The organism is Sphingomonas sp. ID0503 (assembly GCF_048565625.1).
Lineage (GTDB): Bacteria > Pseudomonadota > Alphaproteobacteria > Sphingomonadales > Sphingomonadaceae > JBLZUR01.
The window spans coordinates 662,814-684,179 of sequence record NZ_JBLZUR010000002.1 but is presented as its reverse complement, the minus strand read 5'-3'; the positions used below and the strand labels follow the sequence as shown (position 1 = coordinate 684,179).

The 21,366-nt window shown below is 64.2% G+C and carries 16 protein-coding genes and 1 tRNA gene; 9 read left to right on the top strand and 8 right to left on the bottom strand.

Features of this window, described 5'->3' with window-relative positions:
- Positions 1-61: 61 nt before the first annotated feature.
- The 5 genes from ACM608_RS04290 (at position 62) to ACM608_RS04270 (ending at position 4,928) form a co-directional block, all read left to right on the top strand.
- Positions 62-2,935 (top strand): M10 family metallopeptidase C-terminal domain-containing protein, encoded by a 2,874-nt coding sequence (locus ACM608_RS04290; RefSeq protein ID WP_419682026.1) that lies wholly within the window; start codon positions 62-64, stop codon positions 2,933-2,935.
- 91 nt (positions 2,936-3,026) lie between these two features.
- Positions 3,027-3,341, top strand: coding sequence for a GCN5-related N-acetyltransferase (locus ACM608_RS04285; protein WP_419682025.1), 315 nt, complete (start codon positions 3,027-3,029; stop codon positions 3,339-3,341).
- A gap of 86 nt (positions 3,342-3,427) precedes the next feature.
- Positions 3,428-3,799: a DUF6481 family protein gene (locus tag ACM608_RS04280; protein ID WP_419685092.1), complete on the top strand. Its 372-nt coding sequence runs from the start codon at positions 3,428-3,430 to the stop codon at positions 3,797-3,799.
- A gap of 262 nt (positions 3,800-4,061) precedes the next feature.
- Positions 4,062-4,730 carry a spermidine synthase gene (locus tag ACM608_RS04275; protein ID WP_419682024.1) on the top strand — a complete coding sequence of 223 codons (669 nt, stop codon included), beginning with the start codon at positions 4,062-4,064 and terminating at the stop codon, positions 4,728-4,730.
- Positions 4,731-4,854: 124 nt separating this feature from the next.
- Positions 4,855-4,928, top strand: a tRNA-Cys gene (locus ACM608_RS04270).
- A gap of 4 nt (positions 4,929-4,932) precedes the next feature.
- Here ACM608_RS04270 and ACM608_RS04265 read toward each other — a convergent pair.
- Together ACM608_RS04265 and ACM608_RS04260 are read right to left on the bottom strand one after the other, a co-directional pair.
- Positions 4,933-6,120: a glycosyltransferase family 2 protein gene (locus ACM608_RS04265; protein WP_419682023.1), complete on the bottom strand. Its 1,188-nt coding sequence runs from the start codon at positions 6,118-6,120 to the stop codon at positions 4,933-4,935.
- A 27-nt stretch (positions 6,121-6,147) separates the two neighbouring features.
- Positions 6,148-7,104, bottom strand: a complete 957-nt coding sequence (locus ACM608_RS04260; protein ID WP_419682022.1) for a hypothetical protein — start codon at positions 7,102-7,104, stop codon at positions 6,148-6,150.
- 99 nt (positions 7,105-7,203) lie between these two features.
- On the opposite strand from ACM608_RS04260, the gene ACM608_RS04255 reads away from it, so the two are divergent.
- The 3 genes from ACM608_RS04255 to ACM608_RS04245 all read left to right on the top strand — a co-directional run bounded on the left by ACM608_RS04255 (position 7,204) and on the right by ACM608_RS04245 (position 13,545).
- Positions 7,204-7,512: a hypothetical protein gene (locus ACM608_RS04255; protein ID WP_419682021.1), complete on the top strand. Its 309-nt coding sequence runs from the start codon at positions 7,204-7,206 to the stop codon at positions 7,510-7,512.
- 75 nt (positions 7,513-7,587) lie between these two features.
- Positions 7,588-9,078, top strand: a complete 1,491-nt coding sequence (locus ACM608_RS04250) for a LicD family protein (RefSeq protein WP_419682020.1) — start codon at positions 7,588-7,590, stop codon at positions 9,076-9,078.
- A gap of 126 nt (positions 9,079-9,204) precedes the next feature.
- A complete protein-coding gene (locus ACM608_RS04245; RefSeq protein ID WP_419682019.1) occupies positions 9,205-13,545 on the top strand; it encodes a calcium-binding protein in 4,341 nt (1,446 codons plus the stop codon).
- Positions 13,546-13,699: 154 nt separating this feature from the next.
- Here the strand turns inward: ACM608_RS04245 and ACM608_RS04240 are convergent, their stop codons facing one another.
- The 6 genes from ACM608_RS04240 to ACM608_RS04215 all read right to left on the bottom strand — a co-directional run bounded on the left by ACM608_RS04240 (position 13,700) and on the right by ACM608_RS04215 (position 18,820).
- Positions 13,700-14,287, bottom strand: a complete 588-nt coding sequence (locus tag ACM608_RS04240) for a hypothetical protein (RefSeq protein WP_419682018.1) — start codon at positions 14,285-14,287, stop codon at positions 13,700-13,702.
- Positions 14,284-15,129 carry a glycosyltransferase family 2 protein gene (locus ACM608_RS04235; protein WP_419682017.1) on the bottom strand — a complete coding sequence of 282 codons (846 nt, stop codon included), beginning with the start codon at positions 15,127-15,129 and terminating at the stop codon, positions 14,284-14,286. The genes ACM608_RS04240 and ACM608_RS04235 overlap by 4 nt, the downstream gene beginning before the upstream one ends.
- 228 nt (positions 15,130-15,357) lie before the next feature.
- A complete protein-coding gene (locus ACM608_RS04230; RefSeq protein WP_419682016.1) occupies positions 15,358-16,251 on the bottom strand; it encodes a hypothetical protein in 894 nt (297 codons plus the stop codon).
- Positions 16,252-16,272: 21 nt separating this feature from the next.
- Positions 16,273-17,193 (bottom strand): NAD(P)H-dependent glycerol-3-phosphate dehydrogenase, encoded by a 921-nt coding sequence (locus ACM608_RS04225; protein ID WP_419682015.1) that lies wholly within the window; start codon positions 17,191-17,193, stop codon positions 16,273-16,275.
- Positions 17,190-18,341 carry an adenylyl-sulfate kinase gene (locus ACM608_RS04220; protein WP_419682014.1) on the bottom strand — a complete coding sequence of 384 codons (1,152 nt, stop codon included), beginning with the start codon at positions 18,339-18,341 and terminating at the stop codon, positions 17,190-17,192. The genes ACM608_RS04225 and ACM608_RS04220 overlap by 4 nt, the downstream gene beginning before the upstream one ends.
- Before the next feature lie 20 nt (positions 18,342-18,361).
- Complete coding sequence (locus ACM608_RS04215) at positions 18,362-18,820, bottom strand: adenylyltransferase/cytidyltransferase family protein (RefSeq protein ID WP_419682013.1); 459 nt, start codon at positions 18,818-18,820, stop codon at positions 18,362-18,364.
- A 241-nt stretch (positions 18,821-19,061) separates the two neighbouring features.
- On the opposite strand from ACM608_RS04215, the gene ACM608_RS04210 reads away from it, so the two are divergent.
- The gene (locus ACM608_RS04210; protein WP_419682012.1) at positions 19,062-21,350 is read left to right on the top strand and encodes a glycosyltransferase; all 2,289 of its coding nucleotides are present in this window, start codon (positions 19,062-19,064) and stop codon (positions 21,348-21,350) included.
- Positions 21,351-21,366 lie beyond the last annotated feature (16 nt).

The following is a 21,366-nucleotide window of genomic DNA, read 5'->3' as shown; positions in this document are numbered from 1 at the left end:
GACGGATGAACGCCCTCCCTGGGTGATTCCGTTCGCCGATAACATCAGAGGGGACTTCCCAATGAGCCGCAGCTTCGTAGCGCCTGCCAAGTTTTCCGTCTGCGCCGACTACACCTACGCGTGGAAGCCGTCCGCAATTTCCTCCTTCCTCACCGACTACACGGTCGCCGACAATCTGATCGCCGCGACGGCCAGCACCCTGGCCGACGATGTCGAGGATTTCGACACGGTGACCCCCGGCGTCACCTACACCGGTGAGATCCAGACCCCGGATGACGACGATCTCCTCGTCCTGAACGTGACGGCGGGTCAGACCTATTCGATCTCGCTGCACAGCGCGCCGGTCAACGGCATGACCGATCCGCTGCTGATCCTGTACAATCAGGCCGGGACGCTGGTGAACTATGACGATGACGGCGGCGTCGGCATCAACTCGTTCCTGACCTTCACGGCCGACTATACCGGTGTCTACTATATCGACGCGCTCGATTTCGGCGGCGGCATCGGCGCCTATACCGTCGACGTGACTCAGGAGAGCAGCCAGGCCGACATCGCCGACACGTTCGTCGATGCGCAGCTGATCACCGCGGGCGACACCGTGTTCAGCTTCATCGACAGTCAGGCCGGCACAGTCTACACCGGCCTCGGTGAAGTCGACACCTTCAAGATCACCCTTGAAGCCGGCAAGTACTACACCTTCCAGGTAGCGGGTGGTGCCGATTACGAGACGGACGCCGCCGACGTGCCGGCGGGTGAGCTCGACACCGTCATGATCCTCTACGATTCCGACGGCAATCGCCTGCTCCTCAACGACGACAACAATTATCCGAGCGACATCAGCTCCGGCCTCAGCTTCTACGCGACCAAGAGCGGCACCTACTACATCGACGTCGCCGCCTATGCCGGCCAGACCGGCGGCTATACGCTCGAGACGCAGGAAATCGATTTCACCTCGCTCGATCCGCTCGATTCGATCGACTGGGTCAACGCGGCGAACATCCCCACCAACAACAATGTCGCCACCGTCTACTTTGCGGTCGAGGGCGAGAACTTCGGCGAGCTGGCGGACGACGGGACCTCGCCGCTCGAGTCCTACGGCTGGAACTCCTACGAGAAGCAGCAGCTGCTTGACGCGTTGAAGGAATATACCAAGATTACCGGCATCACCTATGTCGAGACGACCAGCGCGACGAACGCCACCTTCCGCGTGATCACCACCACCTCGGAGGAGTACGGCGCCTACTTCTACCCGCGCGATCCGAGCTACGGCACGCAGCAGGGCATCGGCGCGTTCAACGTCGATTCGGGCGGCTGGAGCCTGGAAGAGAACGGCATCCAGCCGAGCCTGCAGCAGGGCGGCTATGCCTATGCGGTTATGCTGCATGAATTCGGCCATGCCCACGGCCTGGCCCACCCGCACGACAATGGCGGCGGGTCGGACGTGATGGTCGGCGTTACCGGTGCCACCGGTTCGCTCGGCATCTTCGACCTCAACCAGGGCGTCTACACGGTCATGTCGTACAACGACGCCTGGGAGACGCATCCGGATGGTGGTACGCCGTTCACCCGAGCGCAGATCGGCAACGGCTGGTCGGGCACGCTCAGCGCCTTCGATATCGCCAAGCTGCAGGAGCGTTACGGCGTCCACGCCTATGCGACCGGCAGCAATGTCTACACGCTGAAGGACGTGCAGGCGACCGGCACCTATTACGAGACGATCTGGGACACCGGCGGATATGACGAGATCAAGTATTCGGGCAGCAAGGATGCCCGCATCGATCTGATCGCGGCGACGCTCGACTACTCGCCCACCGGCGGTGGCGTGGTCTCCTTCGTCGACGGGATCTGGGGCGGCTACACCATCGCCAACGGCGTGGTGATCGAGAAAGCGACCGGCGGCTCCGGCAACGACGTGCTGCTCGGCAACGCGGCGGACAACGTCATCACCGGCAATGTCGGCAACGACTATATCGACGGGCGTGAGGGCCGCGACGTCGTGCTCGGCGGCGAAGGCAACGACCAGGTCGTCTATGACGCGGCGGACAGCACGGTGCAGGGCGGTGCGGGCGTCGACACCCTGGTCGTCAAGACGGCGGCGAACGTCGACCTCGGCCAGTTCTCGACCACCCAGGTCGCGGGCAAGTCGGTGTTCGGGTTCGAGAATGTCGATGCTTCGGCGTCCACAGTCTCCGTCACCGTCACGGGATCGCAGTACAACAACACGATCTCGGGTGGTGCTGCTGCCGATATCCTGTCGGCGGGCGGCGGCACTGACGTTGTGCATGGAAATGGCGGCAACGATGTCATCGACGGCGGCACGGGTCGCGACTCGCTTTACGGCGATGCCGGGAACGACCGCATCACCTATGATGCTATCGATTACACCATCACCGGCGGCACCGGCACGGACACGCTGGTCGTCAACTCGGCGCTGACGATCGACCTGTCGAAGTTCTCGACCACCCAGGTCGTGGGCCAGTCGGTCTGGGGCTTCGAGAATGTCGACGGCACCTCGGCCCTCGGCGAGCTCTCGGTCGCCGGGTCGAACTTCGCCAACCTGATCATCGGCGGCAGCGCCGGTGACACGCTGGCGGGCGGCGGCGGTCTCGACACGCTGACCGGCGGTCTCGGCGCCGACAAGTTCGTGTTCGGCCAGTCCGCCGTGAACAACGGTTACGGGAAGATCACCGACTTCGTTCGCGGTCAGGGCGACAAGATCGACCTGTCCGGCATCGATGCGGTGACGGGCGGCGGCGATAACGCCTTCGCCTTCATCGGTGGTTCCGCCTTCCACAACGTCGCGGGTGAACTCCGCAGCGTGACGGCCGGCGCCAACCAGTATGTCGAGGGCGATCTGAACGGCGACGGCGCGGCCGACTTCAAGCTGTACGTCACCACGCCCGACAAGCTGCTCGCGCTCGACTTCGTCCTGTAAACCGATCGTCATCCTCGCCTGAGCGGGGATACGAAGCAGACGGCCCGGTCGCTTCCTGGAGCGGCCGGGCTTTCTTGTGCGTTCGGTTCGAATGGAGAAGCACGATTGGGCCAGCCTCGAACGAAGCTGGCTGGAACTGACGCGCAAGCGCCTCCCGGCCGAGGCGGCAGCGCGCGACTGGCCCGTGTCTGCCGACCATTGCTTCCAGCGCATCCTGCTCGACAATGCCTGCGGCGGGTGCTGGTACGATCACATCTCGGGTCGGCCTGCCTATGCGGCTGCTGACAGTGCGCTTCTCCTCCGCGCGCTGCACCTGGGCGAGGCGGTTCTCGACGGAAACGGAGACCTGATTCAACTGAACGCCCGTTCGCTTGTCTGGCGAAAGCAGCGGCGAAACGCGCGATGACCGGCTTTGCTTTGCCCGAAGCGGCCGATGCGGCTATGGGGGCCGCCCGCGCGTTCATCAGGAACGCCGCCGGTTACGGAGACAGCATGCCCGCATTCAAGGCCCCCGATCTGAACGAACGCCAGGCCGCCGCCCGCGCCGCCAAGCAGAAGGCGCTGGAAAAGCTGCGCGCCAAGCCGCCGGTCGATCCGGAGATCGTCGCCGCCCGCGTCGCCGCGCGCGAGGCGAAGGAAGCCGCCGAGGCCGAGAAGCGCGCCGCCAAGCAGGCCGCGATCGAGGCCGAGAAGGCTGCCAAGGCCGAGGCCGCCCGCCTCGCCGAGGAAGAGGCCGAGCGTCTCGCCGAAGAGGCTCGCCTCGCGGCCGAGGCCGCGCGTCCGAAGCTTCCCACCGCCGCCGAGATGAAGGCAGCCCGCGACGCCCGCTACGCCGCGCGGAAGGCCCGCGTTAAGGGCCGTTGATACGGCTGCGGCCTGCCCCCCGGGGTCGGCCCCAGGGTGGCGCGCTTGGCGCATTGTCCCCGATCGACGGGGCACCTTTTCCGAACGCTATCAGGCGTACCCGCAACCCCGTTCGGGCTGAGCCCGTCGAAGCCCCAGCGCGACCTTCGGTGCTGGCCCGCTTCGACTGCCTGCCCGAGGCAGGCGCTCAGAACAGGCTTCGACAAGCTCAGGGCGAACGGCGTCGGATGTCTGCATCATGGGTCCATAGAGCACCCCGCCCATGATCCCCCGCGAACTCATCGCCTCGGCCCAGGTCCCCGGCGGCGGCACCCTCAGCCTCTATCGCCGGAACGCGGACTTCATGATCGTCCTCGAACGCGACGAGTTGATGAGCAGCCGGATGAGCGGATCGGAGGAGGCGCTCGCCACGCTCGCCTGCGACCGGCTGGGCGTGAACAAGGCGCCTCGCATCCTCGTCGGCGGCTATGGCATGGGTTTCACCCTGCGCGCGCTCCTCGCCCGGCTCGGCCCCGGCGCCCGGATCACCGTGGCGGAACTGGTGCCCGAGGTGATCGACTGGGCACGCGGCCCAATGGCGCACCTCGCCGCTGGCTGCCTCGACGACCCGCGCGTCACCATCGCGATCGGCGATGTGGGCGAGGTCATCGCCGCCGGCCCTGCGCAATGGGATGCGATGCTTCTCGACGTCGACAACGGCCCGGACGGCCTTACCCGCGCCGACAACGACGCGCTCTATTCGAACCGCGGCCTCGCTACCGCCCGCGCCGCCCTCCGGCCCAACGGCACCCTAGCGATCTGGTCCGCCGCCCCCGACCCTGCCTTCACTAAGCGCCTGCGCGGCGCGGGCTTCGACGTCGAGGAGGTAAAGGTCCGCGCTCGCCAGAACGGCAAGGGCCCGACCCACACGATCTGGCTGGCGGGGCGGTGATCCCACTCCTCTTCTCCCCCCAGCCGACGCAACCTCGATCACGCGGAAGAGTTTTCAGTCCCCGCCGCAAACATCGATTGACCCCGGCCGCAAACCTCAGCAAACGCTCCCTCGCTGCGACGTTGGCCCGATGGCGGAGTGGTTACGCAGAGGACTGCAAATCCTTGCACGCCGGTTCGATTCCGGCTCGGGCCTCCACTTCCTAGCTGAATGCAAGCTCCAGCCACTCGCTGAAGTCGAGAAGATCGGTGAGCGCCGCGGCGCCAGCGGACGCGGCGGCACCGACAGCGAGCGCCACGCGTACATAAAGGTTCGGCAGGATTCCCCTCGTCGCGGCGCGGGACGGCGTCATCGTGCGGATCGGCTGCGCGGGCTGTACCACCGGCTCGGATGCTGACGACGGCGCAAGCGACGCGAGCGGATCTCTCCGGTTCGCCAGGAACAGCGTCAGGTCACCCGCTTTCAGCGCATCGTACAGATGGCGGCGCTTGGCTGGCACCGTCCGTTCGATCACATTCCAATGTGCGAGGACGAACGGCCGTAATATCCCGAAGGCACGACGCGTGGTTATTTCGTCAGCCGTCAGCATTGCGCGCAGATGCATCGCCATGCGGGTCCCGAACTCGCGCTTGCGCCATGACTTGCCGAACCGCGCGCGCCACTCCGGCGAAGCTTCGATCGCGAGAGTCATCTCGATCTGCCGCATTCTACCGGCCAGGTTACGAGGGGTCAGCAGCTTCTGCATGGTCGATCGATTGTCCCCCGCGCGGACGCGCCAGAGATAGGTCACATCCTTGATCGAGGAGACGCGGTCAGCGTGGAGCAGCGTCTCCGTAGAGAACGGCAGGTCTTCCCAGTCCATCCCCTCCGGGAAGACGATCCCTTTGCCCGTCAGGAAGTCGCGCCGGAACAGCTTGCCGTGAACGGCCATGATATGAACTGAGGGGAGATCTGTCACCGGCACGCGCGATTGGCGACTGTAATGCGCCCTGTCGCGGAGCCGGACACTGGCGTCATCGCTGAAGCGGCGGCGGTTGCTGAAGGTGATATCGTCGTCAGGGTCGGCGGCTTCGAACAGCGCGGTCAGGCCATTCGGCGCGATCAGATCATCGGCATCGACGAACATCAGGTGGCTTGTGCGCGCCAAACGCATTCCAAGGTTGCGGGCAGCGCCCTGGCCGGCATTGGGCAGCGTGACGACGACCATATCGGCGTGCTTCACCCGAAATTCGAGAGCGACCCCCAACGTGCCGTCGGTAGAACCGTCATCCACCACGATCAGCCGGGATCGCGCGCCGCCGTTGTCCATGACCGACCGCAAGGCGTCGTGCAGGTACTCGGCGACGTTGAAAGCCGGGATGATTACGGTGACATCTTCGGCGCGGACCATTGTTTTATTCTCTTCGGCAAAGTGCCGTTAGGCAACCGTCAACTTTGGCGCCCCGCCGGGACAAGACAAAGAACGGAGGAGATCCGCGATCCGAGCGCTGCTTCGCCCGAGAAGAGCGGGATCCAGATAGCTGTACAGGAAGTCACGCGTCCGCTGGTCCAGCGCCGGGCGCGCGTGGACCATGTCCGCGAGTTCGTCGAAGGACCGCGGATGAAGTCCGATTCGTTCGTCGAAGATGTGCCGCTCGGCCGTTTCGGGCATGAGCGCCTGCTCGACCCGGTCCTCCAGCAGCCAGCGCGGGAAAATCACCGGCTTACCCAATGCCCAGGCCTCGTAGACCATCGTGCCCGTGTCGGAGATCAGGATGTCGCATTCGACAAGCTTCTCCTGCGTGGGCTTCTTGTCCCGCCGGTTGCGCGGGTGGAGCGAGACGGTCACCTCAGCGATCTCACCCAGCGCCTCCAGGTGCCGCTCGAACGCGGGGAAGGAAGACATCCCCTCCCCCTTTCCGCCGAAGCCACCAAGATCGTGGGTTGGCGCCCAGAGGACCTTCGGGCGGCCGCCGACATCCTTCTGCGGAACCGCATTCTGCATCGCGATCAGCGCGTCCAACCGCGGCCAGCCCACGACGTGAATGCCGCCCCTGAAGTCGAGACCGGGGCTGCGCTGCAGGCGCTCCGCGCTCCACCGGCCGGGCACGAACACATGGCGGAAGTTGTGGAGAAGCGGACGCCCCTTGGCGCTGCGCAGCAGGTAGTTCTTGTCCGCAACCCCATGCGACATCAGGGCGTCTGCCTGCGTTCCGATGAAAAGGGAGAAGTTGAAGGCATCGCTCCGGCGGGCGAAGCCTTCACTGCATGGCGTGCCGCCCAGAGCCGCGCGCACCTGGCCGAAGATCGTCGCCTGGACGAGCGCGTAGTTCCCGCCCTTGTCGAGCCGGAAGTGGATGGGCGAGGCCTTAGGCATCGTGGCGTCGTCGAACACGAATTCTCCTTCCCGGCCTGCCGCCGCGTGAGCGCCCGGTAGCATCACGGTCATCACTCTGTCACGGAACGGTCACCCCCGCCTGCGATAGAGTGACTCATGAGGCAGAGGTTGAAGGACATGCAATGCCCCGAGGTGGAGGTCGTCGAGCTGCTCGGCGGGCGGGTCTCGCTGGATTATGCCGCCGAGGACCATCACGCCATTCTCGCCGCGCTTGAGGCGCGGAACGGGACGATTGTCGACGATGGCTTCGGATGCTTGCAGATCTTGACGAACGGCCAGAGCTTCACCTGCGAGGACGAAGGATCGGGGTCCTACGCCATCGTCTCCACCTCCGCCCGTTCCGCGATGCTGCTCCGGTCCCTGGCTGCGGATTTGCGAGGGCTCGAGGAGCGACTGGCGGCCTGAAGAGAGGCCGTGACGCGGTGACAGGTTCGTGTAAGAGGCCAACTAAGTCTCTTTGATCGGGCGCGAGTTACTGCATTGGATTCCGAGTTCCTGCTCCGGCTGGCCGGGGAAGCCTTGCCTGAACTCTCCTATCTGAACGGGGGCCGCGTTCCCGTCGGCTGCCGCGTGAAGTGGTTCGAGCTGTCACTGGAACGTCATGGCGAGCTGATGCTGCGGGACGTCCGGATCAAGCTGCCCGCCGGCACCGCCAGCGCCGCATCCTTCTCTTCGTCGCCTCTCGTCCGCGGAACGGCGGCCAACCTCCTCTCCGGCAAGATCTTCCGGACCGAGAGCGTCGACAGGCCGTTCTGGCGTGTCGATTTCGATCAGCCGACCCGCGTGTCGCAGGTGGGCCTGAACATCCAGTACGGACCGCCGGGTGAAGCGACCTACGACCTCTGCGGATCCTGGGAGGACGTAGACGGCAAGCGGGGTACTTTCGCCTTTGTCTCGGGCGCTCGTTTCCGTGAACAAATATCAAATCTCCGTGCCGCGATCCTGGAGGGTCGGCAGGTGCATGTCGGCTCCGCCGCCCTTGATCGCTTCCTTGAGGCGCTTGAACGGCAGGTGGCTAACATCAGCGGAGTGCTGGACAGCGGTACGGCGGATTTCGCTGCTTTGCGTGCCGGCAGGCGGGAAGCGCTGGAACGGCTGAACGAACTGTCTCTGGACGCCGACGCCATGCTGCAGATGGGCGGCCTTCAGGGCGCGTCGCTCCTCATCCGGGCGCTGATCTGGCGGGGCGCGGACAAGAGCTATGGTGAGCCCGCCGAACGGCGCGCGGCCGCGATGTATCTCGCCAGCAGGATGCTGGGCGGCGCCTTGGCCCCGCTCAAGATGATGAAGATCTTCCGTCGGATGCTGCGCTCGATGACGGTTGCCGCCCTCGAGCAAGAGCTGAGCGAATTGTTCGTCGCGTTCGGGGGACAGCGGGACGCCGTCCCTATCATGCTGCGCAAGCACGGCATGTCACCCTCATGGCTGGTGAGCCATCGGCGCCAGGCGGCGGCGAAGACCGCCGAGATCATCAGGGCTGTTGAACAGATCGGCTTTCCCGCATTCATCAACTACGGCACCTTGCTCGGCGCTGTGCGGGATGGGCAGTTCATCCGGCATGACGACGATGTAGACATCTCCTATCTGTCAAAAGCGAGCAATGCCGAGGAGGTCGTCGCGGAGCTGAAGATGCTCGCCGCGCGCCTGACAGCTCTGGGCTTCCCAACCAAATTCTCGAAGACCAAGCTGCTGCATACCCAGTTCCCCGGCTTGCCGGTCGTCTTCGACATATGGCCCGCGTTCGAGCAGGTGCCAGGCGAGCTGACCATGCACATGCAGGCGCTGGAGCTCCGCACCGTCCCGAAGAGCGCGATCGTGCCGCTGGGAACCGTCGAGCTGGAGGGCCAGCGCCTCGCCGCGCCCGGCGACCCACAGACGCATCTGCGCCTGCGCTACGGCGGGGACTGGTTGATACCGAACCCGTATTTCGACCTGCCGTGGACGAAGGGCGGGAAAGTCGCAGTACCCTGATGGGCCTCCTTGTTTCGGGCGTTAAATCAGGATGCTCCCCGCTCGCTGCAGCATGATTTTACACTAAATTAACGTGAGTGCTGCTTAGCGTTCTGGTAGATGGCGCCGAAATACGGGTGGGGATGGATGACTGTTTATCGTCTTGAAGCGAAGGTAGAGAAATTCGACGGCGGCGCGGAAAACGACATCGTCTACCTCGAAGGGAATTCGACGCGCCTGAGCGGATCGGACACGATCAACGGCGGTGCCGGCAACGACACCTTCCAGGTCCGCAATGACGAGGCCAATCTGAGCGCGAACCTCCTCAAGGGTCTCAACTCGATCGAAGTCATCGATGTCACGGCCGCAACCACGAAGATCGCCCTTGAGCTCGATGACCGGACGGTCGGACAGGCGAGCGGCACCCTCACCGTTCGTTTCGGCGCGAACAAGATGACCCTGAACACGGCGGATGTCGGCGATGCCGGCAAGGTCATACTGGACGGCACCGGTCTCGTCACCCTCCGCAACTTCGGCGGTCAGCATATCACCGTGGCCGACGACGTGGACGGCAGGATCAATGCCGGGGATGCCAGCTACGAGGACTATCTGTCCGGTGGCACCGGCGACGACGCCCTGAAGGGCTTTACGGGCGACGACGAACTGAGTGGCGGCGCGGGCGACGACACGCTGGACGGTGGCAGTGGGCATGACGTCCTGACCGGGGCGGCCGGCGACGATTCCCTGCTTGGCGGGACCGGGTACGATCTAATCAGCGCCGGCCCGGGCGACGACATCGTGTCCGGGGGCGCGGGATCCGACGCCTTCGTCCTGGCGGATGGCGAGGACCTGACCATCACCGACTTCGCAATCGGCGACGCGCATGAAGTCATCGACCTGCGCGGGGTGGCCGGCGTGGCGAGCTTCGACGACTTGTCGATCGTCCAGAGCGGCGCAAACACGGTCGTGACGGCGGGGGCTGCCACGGTGACGCTGAAGGGGATCAGCGCCGCCAGCGTGAACGAGCGGGATTTCGTCTTCGCCGGCAATGCGCTCCGGGCGCTGGCGAGCGTGCTTTCGGCCGATCCCCTCTTCTCGATCACCGCCGCCGCCGACAACCGTACCGGCACCAGCGGCAACGACATCTTCGACCTGTCGGGGGATCGCACCAAGCTGAGCGGCAGCGACAAGCTGAACGGCGGCGCCGGCTACGACATCCTGCGCGTTCAGGGGGCGAATGTCGGGCTATCGGAAAAGGTGGTTGCCGGCCTGACCTCGATCGAGCGCATCGACGTCTCCGGATCGACCGGCAAGAGCGAGATCCATATCGACAAGCGGCTGGTGGACCAGGCAGAGGGCGACCGGCTCGACATCGTCTATGGCGCGACGGACCTCACCGTCGACACACAGCTCGCCAACGGCTTCGGCACCATCGTGCTCGAAGGCAGCGGCGATGTGTCGGTGCGCAATTTCGGCCTGCAGGAGTTCACGCTCGCCGACGGGTTCGACTTCAACGTCTCCGGCGGAGAGGGCATGGAGGTTATCCGGGGAGGCAGCGGCAACGACAAAGTCGCCGGCGATCGCGCCGACGATATCCTTAGCGGCGGTGCGGGCCGCGACACCTTGGCCGGCGGCGAGGAGAACGACGATCTTTCGGGAGAGGCCGGGAACGACAACCTGGCGGGTGACGCGGGCGACGACACGCTGGCCGGGGGGGACGGCAATGACGTACTGAACGGCGGCGACGGGCGTGATCTGCTGACCGGCGGACTTGGTGACGACAAGATCGTGGGCGGTGCGGGCGGCGACACCATCCGCTTCGGCGCAGGCAATGACACCGTCGCCGGTGGCGCCGGCGGCGACCAGCTGGTGCTGGAGGTCAAGGGTGGCGCCACGACCATCACCGACTTTGACCTGACCGCGCGGATCGAACGTATCGATTTGCGTGGCGTCGGCGTGACCGGCATGTCGGGCCTGAAGATCACCGACACGCCAGACGGCGCGCAGATTAAGATCGGCGCCGACACCACCATCCTGCTCAAAGGCATCGAGAAGTCGGACCTGAAGGCGGACCAGTTCCTGTTCAAGGGCCAGGATCCGCTGCTGTTCAAGGTATCGGCGGGCGCCAGCATCGCCTCGGTCCAGGCGCTGGTGGACGATGCGCCGGCGGGGGCCAAGATCATCCTTGCAAAGGGGCATTACTACTGGGACGAGCAGCTGGAGATCACTCGCGGCGACATCACTCTGAAGGGTGCGGGTAGCGGGCAGACGATCATCCATTCTACTCTGCCGAAGAACTCGAACGACGGCGCGCTGCTCGTCACCTCCACTGCGTTCAAAGAGCGGGTGGACACGCTGGATGCGACCGCGACGGTCGATGCCACCAAGATCACGCTGAACTCGGTCGGCGACCTCAAGGTCGGGGACATGATCTACATCGGCCAGGACAATGACGACGCCTTCCTCAAAACTAGCGGTAATACAGGGCTGAAGTTCGGGGCCGGCGGGCAGCACGACATCAATAACTGGTTGCGCGAAGCGATCGTGGAAGTCACCGCGATCAGCGGCAACACGCTGACGATTTCGCAGAAGCTTCCCTATACGTTCACGGCCGATAAGGCGGTCGTCTACAAGATGGAGATGCTAGAGAACGTCGGCATCTCCGGCCTGACATTTACGACCGACGGCAAAAAGGCCAATCCTAACGCGTTCATCAACGAGAACGAGGCGTGGAACGGCGTCGCGACGGTCGAGTTCGACCAGGTTCGCAACTCGACCGTCACCGACGTGACCGTCGACCAGGCCCGGTCTATCCCATTCAAGTTCCAGCGGACGTTCGAAGTCATTGGCGACAAGCTGACGGCGAACGGCGCGCACAATAAGGATTCGGGCGACGGTTACGGACTGTATCTAAGCGAGGCGTTCTCCAACACGTTCACGCACGTCACGATGAAGGACGTTCGCCACGGCGTCATAACGTCGAGCTTCAGTGCCGAACATTATAACAAGGTCCAGGTCGACTTCACCAACCGGGATATCAACTTCCACGGCAGCGCGGACTCCCGCAACACCATCATCCTGAACAAGCAGGTTCTGGAGTATGGGAACAGCACGGAGGAGTGGCGGGCGCTGTCACCTGGCCTCTTCCCGATCCATCCCAAATCCACGCTGGACGCGAACAGCATCACCGCGAAATACGCGGTCGGTGGCAGCCGCGAGGACAAGCTCTACGCCATCGCGGCCGGCGGATATCTCGACGGCGCGGCCGGCGGCGATCAGCTAACGGGCGGCAAGGGCAACGACACCATCGTCGGCGGTCTGAGCGCAGACCGGCTGATCGGCGGCGCCGGGACCGACAGGTTTATCTTCAATCCCGGGGACGGGAACGACGTCATCGGGGACTTCAAGGCCGGGAAGGGCGGCGACGTTATCGCGCTGAAAGGCTATGCTATCAAGAGCTTCGGCGAGATGAAGCTGACCCAGTCGGGCAAGGCGACGATCGTCGATCTCGGCAACGCCGGAACAATCACCCTCAACAACGTGAGTAAGTCCAAGCTGACTTCCGCCAATTTCAAGTTCGAGACGGGAACAGGCGCTGAGAAGACTTTCAACTTCGACAGCAGCGTAGGGATCGTGGTCGGCACGGATGGAGCGGATTTTTGGTCCACGACGGCGGGCATCCTCACCAAGAAGGCGGCAGTGATCGGCGGCGCGGGGTACGACGTTCTTCAGGTCAAGGCAGGGTTTCTTACCGCCACGACAGCGAGCTTCGGCAAATTCACGAGCGTCGAGGCGCTCGACCTCAGCAATATCAAAGGCAACGTCAAGATCGACTTCACCGACGCCATCCTGAGCCAGGCGACGGGCAAGTCGCTGGAAATGATGGTCGGCGACAGCACGAAGGCCTCACCAGTCAAACTAGATATCGGCGCGCCGAAGGGCGGCGCCGAGCTCCTGCTGGACGGTGCGCGCACTGTTCAGTTGGCGAGCACGCGCGAACAGGTCCTGCATATCGAAGACCGGATCGGCGCGACGGTGCGCGGCGGCGACAAGGCGGACATGATCTTCGGCGGCGCGAAGGCGGATGCCCTGAGCGGAGGAAAGGGCGCGGACAAGCTCTGGGGCGGGGCCGGCGCGGACAAGCTGACCGGCGGCTCGGGCGCGGACACGTTCGGCTTCGCGGCGATTACGGACAGCAAGGTCAAGACCGGAAAGGCCGCTGCGGCGGATCTGATCACCGACTTCTCCAGCAAGGACAAGGACCGGATCGACCTCAGCTTCATCGACGCCGATACAAAGGCAAAGGGTGATCAGAAGTTCGACTTTATCAGCGGCAATGCGTTCGGGAAACATGCAGGCGAACTTCGTGCAGTAACAGTCGGCAATCTGACGAGCATCTTCGGGGACGTGAACGGCGACGGCAAGGCTGACTTCCAGATCGATCTTACGGGGAAGATCACGCTGCACCAGGCGGATTTGATCCTCTAATCCGGACGGACATCCGGACCTTGGTAGCGTCACCGCCGCCAGACAGCTGACGGACGCGACTGCAACCGCTCGGTTGATCTTCCGCATGTCGCTTCACGCCAGGCGAGAGCCGCTTCTTGCTCACGCTGTGGGGTGTGCGGTTCGGCTCTGCGGTCTATCGCGGATCACTCAGATGTTCGTCCCTCAGGCGCAGGGCCGTCATCGAGCGGTCGCCCGGCCGCCGTTCGAACAAGGTGAGCTTCTCGACCTCGGCCACCGGCTGGAAGATCTCGCGGAGCGCGTGATATTCCGGCCGACCCGCGAAATCGCGAATGGCGACCAGACCTCCTTCACGTGCGCCGAAATAAGCCGCGGCGGCCGTCGCCACGCGGAAGCGGCCGGAGATGAGCGCGAGGTCGAAGCCGATGTCGCGCGGCTGATCGACCAGACGCTCGACCCGGTGCCGCGCGGGCGGGTTTACCGGATAGCCAAGCTCGCATGTTTCACCAATGTCGACATGCCGCACCTCCAGGCGATTGCAGTGGATGTATTTCAGGAGCGCGCCCTGGCTAATCTGTTCGTGGCATCGGTCCACGTCGGTATCGACCGCCACGATCTTCCCCACCCCGGCCTCGCAGGCGAGCCGCGCAGTGCCGGTCGAACCCGTTTCGAAATACCGCTCCGCATTGAAGAGGTGGTGGTAGAGGAGCCGCAGTTCTGACCGGGAAAGGCAGGTCTCCTCCTCGAAACGGCTGAGATTCACCGGATCCCGCAGGCGCCGAAGCTCCTCCTCGCTGAGCGGGGCCGCCGCGTCGGAAAAGGGGGGACGAGGCCGACGTCCTCGAAAACCGCGGCCGCATCCCAGGTCGCCGGCTTCAGCTTGCGGTGATAGGTCTCCGGTTCGGACATGAAGTACCGTGCGACATGGCGCCCGGAGCCCTTGAAATCGATCAGCGTACGGCGCCTGAAATCGGGAACCTGCCCTTCCAGCTTGTACCTTGCCGACTTCAGAAGCTCGGCGGCGTGACGATTGTGATAGTGGAGGTAGCAAATCCTGGATGCGGTCTCCAAACCCTCCGGCACAAGGCTGCTCTTCGACTTGCCGTCAAAAAGGTGAAAGCCTTTGTCGAGCTTGATTGGCGCCTGCGGCTTGAACGCCACCTTGTGTATCTTGTTGTAGTAGAGCCCGGTCTGCCCGGGCAGGTTCCAGAACGCGTGGGTAACGCGCGCGACGGCACCCTTGCGCGCCGCCGATCGGAACGCGCGCTCCAGTTCATCCCGCCCGGCGACGAAGCGATCCTTGTCGAAGGTGCCGAGAAACTCGTCGCAGTCGAGCGGCACGATCCAGTCGTGCGTTTCGGAAAGCGCGCGGCCGATGTTCTGGACGAGCGGCCCCTTGCGCTTGAAGTCGGCGCGCGTCGGCGCGCTGATGACGCGGACGCCTTCCGATCTGGCCTGATCGAGCCTGGCGAGCGCCGCGGACTCGATCGAGCCGTTGTCGATGATGACGAGGTTCTCGGGGCCAAGCAGGGCGGAGTGATAGGTGATCCAGGGATGAAGCAGATCGCTTTCGTCCCGTTGCATCATGATGACGGCGATACGCATAACGCCGGCACTATCCCAGCGGCCGGAGACAGATCGATGACAGCGCTACTGCGCATGGTCATTCAAGATGATCGAACGCCGGGCGGGCGCCATCTCGTCCCGACGAAAATCAGGATCCATTTGCGCTCGGCCTTCGATCGAGCACGGAATGGATAGTGGCTGTCGCGAGCAAACGGGTTTGCGACCGGAGGCGGCTGGCAGAGCCGAATGTCGATCCGCCCCAAGAAATCAGAGGAGGACGCGATCCTTGTACTGGTCGGCGCAGGCTTCGCGATACGCCTGGAAACTGTCTCCGAAGTCTATGCCGGCAATCCGCGACTTGAAGATGCCGAGCACATGGTCGTAGAGCTTGAAGTCGTAGGCGAAGACGTCCTTGATCAGGGCAACCGTCTCCGGCTCAAGTTCATCGATGGGCGTGCGGCTCTTGTTGCGGTTGTCCTTCCGCCAGGCCGGCACCGCTTGCAGCCCGCAAAGATGAGCCATGACGAAGATGGACTCCTCGAAATGCTCGGCGATGCCGAACCATCGCACGTGCTTCTCGATATTTTCGAGGGATTTCTCGAATAGCTGCTCCGGTGTGGTCTTCTTGAGCCGCTCCGCCCGGCTCGGCGTGAAGCCGAGCCCGAATTGCGCGATCTGGCTATGTCCCTTGCCGCCCGTCGAACGCACCCATTCGTCCAGCGAGGGAAACGGATCCTCCCGCTTCGCCTGCGCATGACGCTTCTTCAGCCAAAAGTAGCAGGAGACGACGCGCGGCAGCGGGTACCGGAACTGCGACACGAAGGTGCAGTCGACTTGCTTGGTCACGCCGCTGCCGAACAGGTAATGATCCACGAACAAGATGCGTTTGCCGCTTTCCGACGTGGCGATCGCCTCGCGCAACCCCTTCGAGCTTGCGGGTTTTCCTTGGTAGAAGGAGAAGATTTGATCCTCCTTCCCCTCCTTCATATAGGCTTTATAGAGCACTTCGGTGATCATGCCCGAACCGCTCTTGTTGACGCCGTGGAAGATGATCCGTTCATCCCCGATCGCGATCTCCGCCGGAACATTCCGGAGAGCGATGGGGAAGTAGACCTCCTCCGCCGGGGCAGCCGGTTTCTTCTTGCGCTTGGGTTTCGCCATGGTCGGATCTTTCCGTGTGGGTCAGGCCGCGTGATTGTTCAGGATATTGATGATGCCGGCAGGCGCGTCGATCGCGTCGGCGACACTTTCGAAATAGGTGGAATACACCCCCTTGCGCTCCAGGTAGCGCACGAAGGAGGTAGCGGAGTTCAACCCCTCGGACATGATTCCGGCCGCGCTTTCGCCTGACCCTATGGCGAGGCCCATTCGGTAGTTGCGGGATCGCGCGGATACGCAGGTCAGCAGGATGTCTCCGAGACCACCGATGCTGTGCAGCGTATCGGCGTTCCCGCCGAGCCGGGGAAGCAGGTCCGCCAGCTCGAACACGCCCTGGGCCACGAAGGCGGCTCGGAAATTCTCGCCCAGTTTCAGGCCATCGATCAGACCGGCGCCCAGCGCGATGATGTTTTTGGCGACGCTCAGCAGTTCCAGGCCATGCACGTCATCGGTGGGGCGCAGCCGGAAATTGTCGGTCGAAAGCTGGCGGGCGACGTCCTTCGCCATCCCGAGATCCGGCGTTGCGACCGACACCAGCGTCCGCTTGCCCGCTACCATCTCGTCAGTGAAGGAAGGCCCGGAAAGTGCGCCGATCCGATCCGATCCGGTCAGGTCCGCCAGCATCTCCGACGGGAACTGGCCGCTTTCGAGATCGATGCCCTTGGCGCAGGATATAAAGACCGGATCGCTACCATCGCGCCGCAGCGCAAGCGCTCCGACCGTCGATCGCACGGCATAACTCGGCACCGCGACCAGTACATGGCTGAAACGGCCCACCGGGATAGCGGGTAGATCGTGATAGATCGCATCCGCATCCCGGCAATCCATTTCGGCCGTGGGTGTGCGCAGATACACGGCAACGGACAGCGACGCCTTGGCGCGAAGTGCGTGGTATAGCGCGCGGCCGAACGCGCCATATCCGATGATCAGGGCAGCCGTGCTCACGCCGGCAGCCCGGCGATCACCCGGATCAGGACTTGTGTTGGCGCATTAGCCCCGCGCGGGACCTCCACGTGGCTGGTCGAGAGCACCTCGAGCCCCGCTCGCCTGATCGCGCTGCGGACCGCCGTTTCGCTCTGGAAGCGTCGGTAACGGTCCTGAAGCCGTTCGCCCGGCCCGATCGCCTTGCCCTGCCGATGTGCCAGATCGAGGATCGAGGCGCATTCGATCGCCAGTTTGCCGCCAGGGCGCAGCACCGCTCTTACGTCGCGCAGAAGCTCCGCCTCCTCGGCGACCGTCAGCGCATCCAGCACATTTCTGCAGAGGACCAGATCGGCAGTGCCGCGGAACTCGTCGGCGACGTCCGCGATGGTGCCGATGCGGAAGTCCACGGAGGATTGCGCCGCGGCGGCGCGGCAGATGGATATGGCGGTATCCGAACTGTCGACGGCGACGACCTGCCAGCCGCGTTCTGCGAAGAAGGCGGCATCTGCGCCGCGCCCGCATCCGATTTCGATGAGGCGACCGGCGGGCCCGAAGCTTTCGGCAAGCGATTGCGCCAGATCGGAGGGCACGTTGGGCACGTCCTGCGCGTAGTGCTCCTCCCAGAACGGCGGCAGTACCGCCCGGGGCGCAGGCGCCGCCTTCGCACGATAGAAGTCCAGGATCTGCTCCGCGGCTTCGACCGGCGACAGTTTCCCGGCGTTCTCAATTGTCAGATCGGCGGTCGCAGGCTCGTCGTAAAGCTTGTCCAGATTGTTGATCTCGCCGTAAACTTTCTTGGTGCGCGCGTCCCTCTCGCGACGCTCCGTGTCCGACACGCGCAGATACACCTGGATGAAGTTGGGAATGTGTGCCCGGTTCCAATCCAAGATTTCCTCGTACATGCCGGCTGCGGCGATCACGACAGTGCAGCCCTGCGCCGCAAGGTAACGGCACAGCGTGAAATTGACGTATCCCAGTGCCACGCGATCGCCGCGCTCGTAACCGTAGGGCTTTCCGTAGATGTCGCGAAGCTCGTCCCCGTCGAGCAGGATCCCCTTAGCGCCGCTCTGGTCCAGAAGCTGCCATACTTCAGCCGCCACCGTGCTCTTGCCTGCACCCGAAAAGCCGGTCACCCAGATCACGCCTGGCAAGGTCTCAACGCTGGTCATCGCCGTTCGGCTTCGCTGCGTCAGGCGGAAACGGCTTCACCCGCCGAGCGGATGCGCGCGACAAGGCTGGTCGTAGAGATGGACGGCGTCCTCGGCAGGTAACACACTTCGACGATGTCGCTGAACTCGTCGAAACGCCCTTCCCAGTCATGCCCCATGACGAGCATGTCCGCCCGGTGATGAATCAGGTAATCGCGCTTGAGATCGAGCGACTCCTCTTTGAAGACGACATCCACGTCGCGCAGCGCGCCAACGATCGCAGCCCGTTCGTCGTAGGAGAAATGAGGAAGGATACGCTTCTTGGCGTAGTTCAGCTCGTCGGACGACACGCCGACCGCCATCCATCCGCCCAGCGCACGCGCACGCTGCAGAATGCGCAAATGGCCGATGTGGAACAGGTCGAAGGTGCCGAAAGTTAGGACCCGCCTACCGCTGGTTCCCTCCGCGATCTTGAACCCAGCGTCCGGAGCGAACGTCACGACGAATTGCAGCCTTACCTACCCAAGATGACAAAATCCTTTCGGTATTGTGACGTGATGCGTCAAGGCGCAAATTCCCATTCTGTCTTTTCACGAGATGACCCTCGGGCACTCGCCGCATCGCAACACCGTGTTAACCATCCCTGGAGATTATGCGTTCCGTGCTGCAGCGCAGTGCAACCAAATACCTTTCAGATTGTTCAGTTTTCGAGGCTTCTTTGTGAAGATGGAGGGACGGGCGATGACGGCAGGTTTCGGGAGGGGTCCGGCGAAGCCCGTGCGCCGTATCGCTCTGATCGGTAACTTCCTGCCGCGCCGCTGCGGAATCGCCACCTATACGACCGATATCTACAACGCGCTGCGCGACCGCTATCCGGAAACGCAGGTCGATGTCTTCGCGATGAACGACGCCGGCAAGGGGTACGAGTACCCGGCCGCCGTCACCTGCCAGATCGAGCAGCAGGACGTCGCCTCCTACCTGACCGCCGCCCGCAAGATCGAGGCCGGCAGCTATGATGCGGTCTGGCTCCAGCACGAATACGGCATCTTCGGCGGATCGGCGGGCGACCACGTCCTGAAGCTGCTCGACCGGATCACCACGCCGGTCGCCGTCACGCTCCACACCATCCTGACCAAGCCCAATCCCGATGAGCGCCGTGTGATGGACGCGATTATCGCGCGCGCGGCCAAACTGCTGGTCATGGCGGAGCGCGGGCGCGAGATCCTGATCGAGGCCTATGGCGCCTCGCCCCAGCAGATCGCCGTCATTCCGCACGGCATCCCCGATCGTCCGCTCGCCGAGCCGGAGAGCATGAAGGCCGCCTTCGATCTCGGCACGCGGCCGACGATCATGACCTTCGGACTGCTCTCACCCGGCAAGGGCGTGGAGAACGTGATCGCCGCCATGCCGCGGATCGTCGCGCGGTTCCCCGACGTGGTCTACGTCATCGTCGGCGCGACGCACCCCCATCTCGTCGCGCATGAGGGCGAGAAGTACCGCGATTCGCTGCAGATGCTGGCGACCTCGCTCGGGGTCGGCGGCAATATCCGCTGGGTCAACGCCTTCCTCGATAACGACGAGCTACTCGACTATCTGACCGCTGCCGACATCTACATCACGCCGTATCTCAATCCGGCGCAGGTAACGTCCGGCACGCTCTCCTATGCGGTCGGCCTCGGCAAGCCGGTCGTCTCCACCCCCTACGTCCATGCGCGCGAGCTGCTGGCGGGCAATCACGGCGTGCTGGTCGATTTCGGCAATAGCGACCAGATCGCCGATGCGGTGATCGACCTGCTGGCCGACGACGATGCCCGCAATGCGCTGCGCATGCGGACGTATGCGCTTGGCCGCACGATGATCTGGCCGCGCTTCGTCGAGGCGGGCATGGCGTGCCTCGCCGATATCCGCGACCGCAAGCCGGCGCGCGTCCATCCGGCCCCGGCGCCCACGCGCGACCTGATCCCCGACTGGGCCGATTTCCGCGCGATCGAGCGGATGAGCGACTCGACCGGCATGCTCCAGCACAGCGTCTATTCGGTGCCGGATCGCGCGCATGGCTATTGCGTCGACGACAACGCTCGTGCGCTGATGCTGATGAGCCAGCTGCCGCATCTCGATGATGCGACCCATGACAAATGGTGGGCGATCTACGCCGCCTTCGTTCAGGCGGCCTGGAACCCGGCGACCGCCAGCTTCCGCAACTTCATGGCCTTCGATCGCAGCTGGCTGGAGGATCAGGGATCCGACGACAGCTGCGGCCGCACGCTCTGGGCGCTCGGCGTCACCGCGCGCGATTGCCGGAATGAGGAGGGGCGCCGCTGGGCCTCCACCCTGTTCGATCAGGTCGCCCCCCATTGCCTCGCCTTCGAAAGCCCCCGCGCCCGCGGCTTCATGATGCTTGCGGCGGCGGCGATGCTGGAGGCGCATCCCGGCCACGGCCTGTCGCGCAAGATGCTCGGCGATTTCGGGCAGGAGCTGATGGCGCTGGTCGACATGGCCCGTCGCCCCGACTGGGCCTGGTTCGAGATCGTCCTCGCCTATGACAACTGCCGCCTGCCGGAGGCGCTGCTCCGCGCTGGCAAGGCGCTCGACTGCAAGGATTTCATCGAACGCGGCATCGAAACGCTCGACTGGATCGTGCGGCAGCAGACCTCGGCCGAGGGCAATTTCCGCCCGGTCGGCTCGGAAAGCTTCGGCCGCGTCTATTCCGCCCCGCTGCAGTTCGACCAGCAGCCGCTGGAGGCGCAGGCGACGATCGACGCCTGCGCTGTCGCCTTCCAGATCACGGGCGACCGTCGGTGGCGAAAGGAGGCGATGCGCGCCTATCGCTGGTTCCTGGGCGACAACGACCTGATGGTGCCGCTGGCGGATGCGACGAGCGGCGAGTGCTTCGACGGCCTCACCCCCACCGGCCCGAACCGCAACCGTGGCGCGGAATCGGTCCTCGCATTTCATTTTGCGACGAGCGGCATAAACCGGCTTCTCAAGGAATCATCGGGCGGGCAGTATCTGAGCGTTGCTGCCGAATAAGGGGCTCCGCGCCGCT

Bases quoted from the DNA above. Each gene is read 5' to 3' on its own strand.
- ACM608_RS04290 (WP_419682026.1), top strand. From the start codon at position 62: ATGAGCCGCAGCTTCGTAGCGCCTGCCAAGTTTTCCGTCTGCGCCGAC.
- ACM608_RS04285 (WP_419682025.1), top strand. From the start codon at position 3,027: ATGGAGAAGCACGATTGGGCCAGCCTCGAACGAAGCTGGCTGGAACTG.
- ACM608_RS04280 (WP_419685092.1), top strand. From the start codon at position 3,428: ATGCCCGCATTCAAGGCCCCCGATCTGAACGAACGCCAGGCCGCCGCC.
- ACM608_RS04275 (WP_419682024.1), top strand. From the start codon at position 4,062: ATGATCCCCCGCGAACTCATCGCCTCGGCCCAGGTCCCCGGCGGCGGC.
- ACM608_RS04265 (WP_419682023.1), bottom strand. From the start codon at position 6,120: ATGGTCCGCGCCGAAGATGTCACCGTAATCATCCCGGCTTTCAACGTC.
- ACM608_RS04255 (WP_419682021.1), top strand. From the start codon at position 7,204: ATGAGGCAGAGGTTGAAGGACATGCAATGCCCCGAGGTGGAGGTCGTC.
- ACM608_RS04245 (WP_419682019.1), top strand. From the start codon at position 9,205: ATGACTGTTTATCGTCTTGAAGCGAAGGTAGAGAAATTCGACGGCGGC.
- ACM608_RS04235 (WP_419682017.1), bottom strand. From the start codon at position 15,129: ATGCGTATCGCCGTCATCATGATGCAACGGGACGAAAGCGATCTGCTT.
- ACM608_RS04230 (WP_419682016.1), bottom strand. From the start codon at position 16,251: ATGGCGAAACCCAAGCGCAAGAAGAAACCGGCTGCCCCGGCGGAGGAG.
- ACM608_RS04220 (WP_419682014.1), bottom strand. From the start codon at position 18,341: ATGACCAGCGTTGAGACCTTGCCAGGCGTGATCTGGGTGACCGGCTTT.
- ACM608_RS04210 (WP_419682012.1), top strand. From the start codon at position 19,062: ATGACGGCAGGTTTCGGGAGGGGTCCGGCGAAGCCCGTGCGCCGTATC.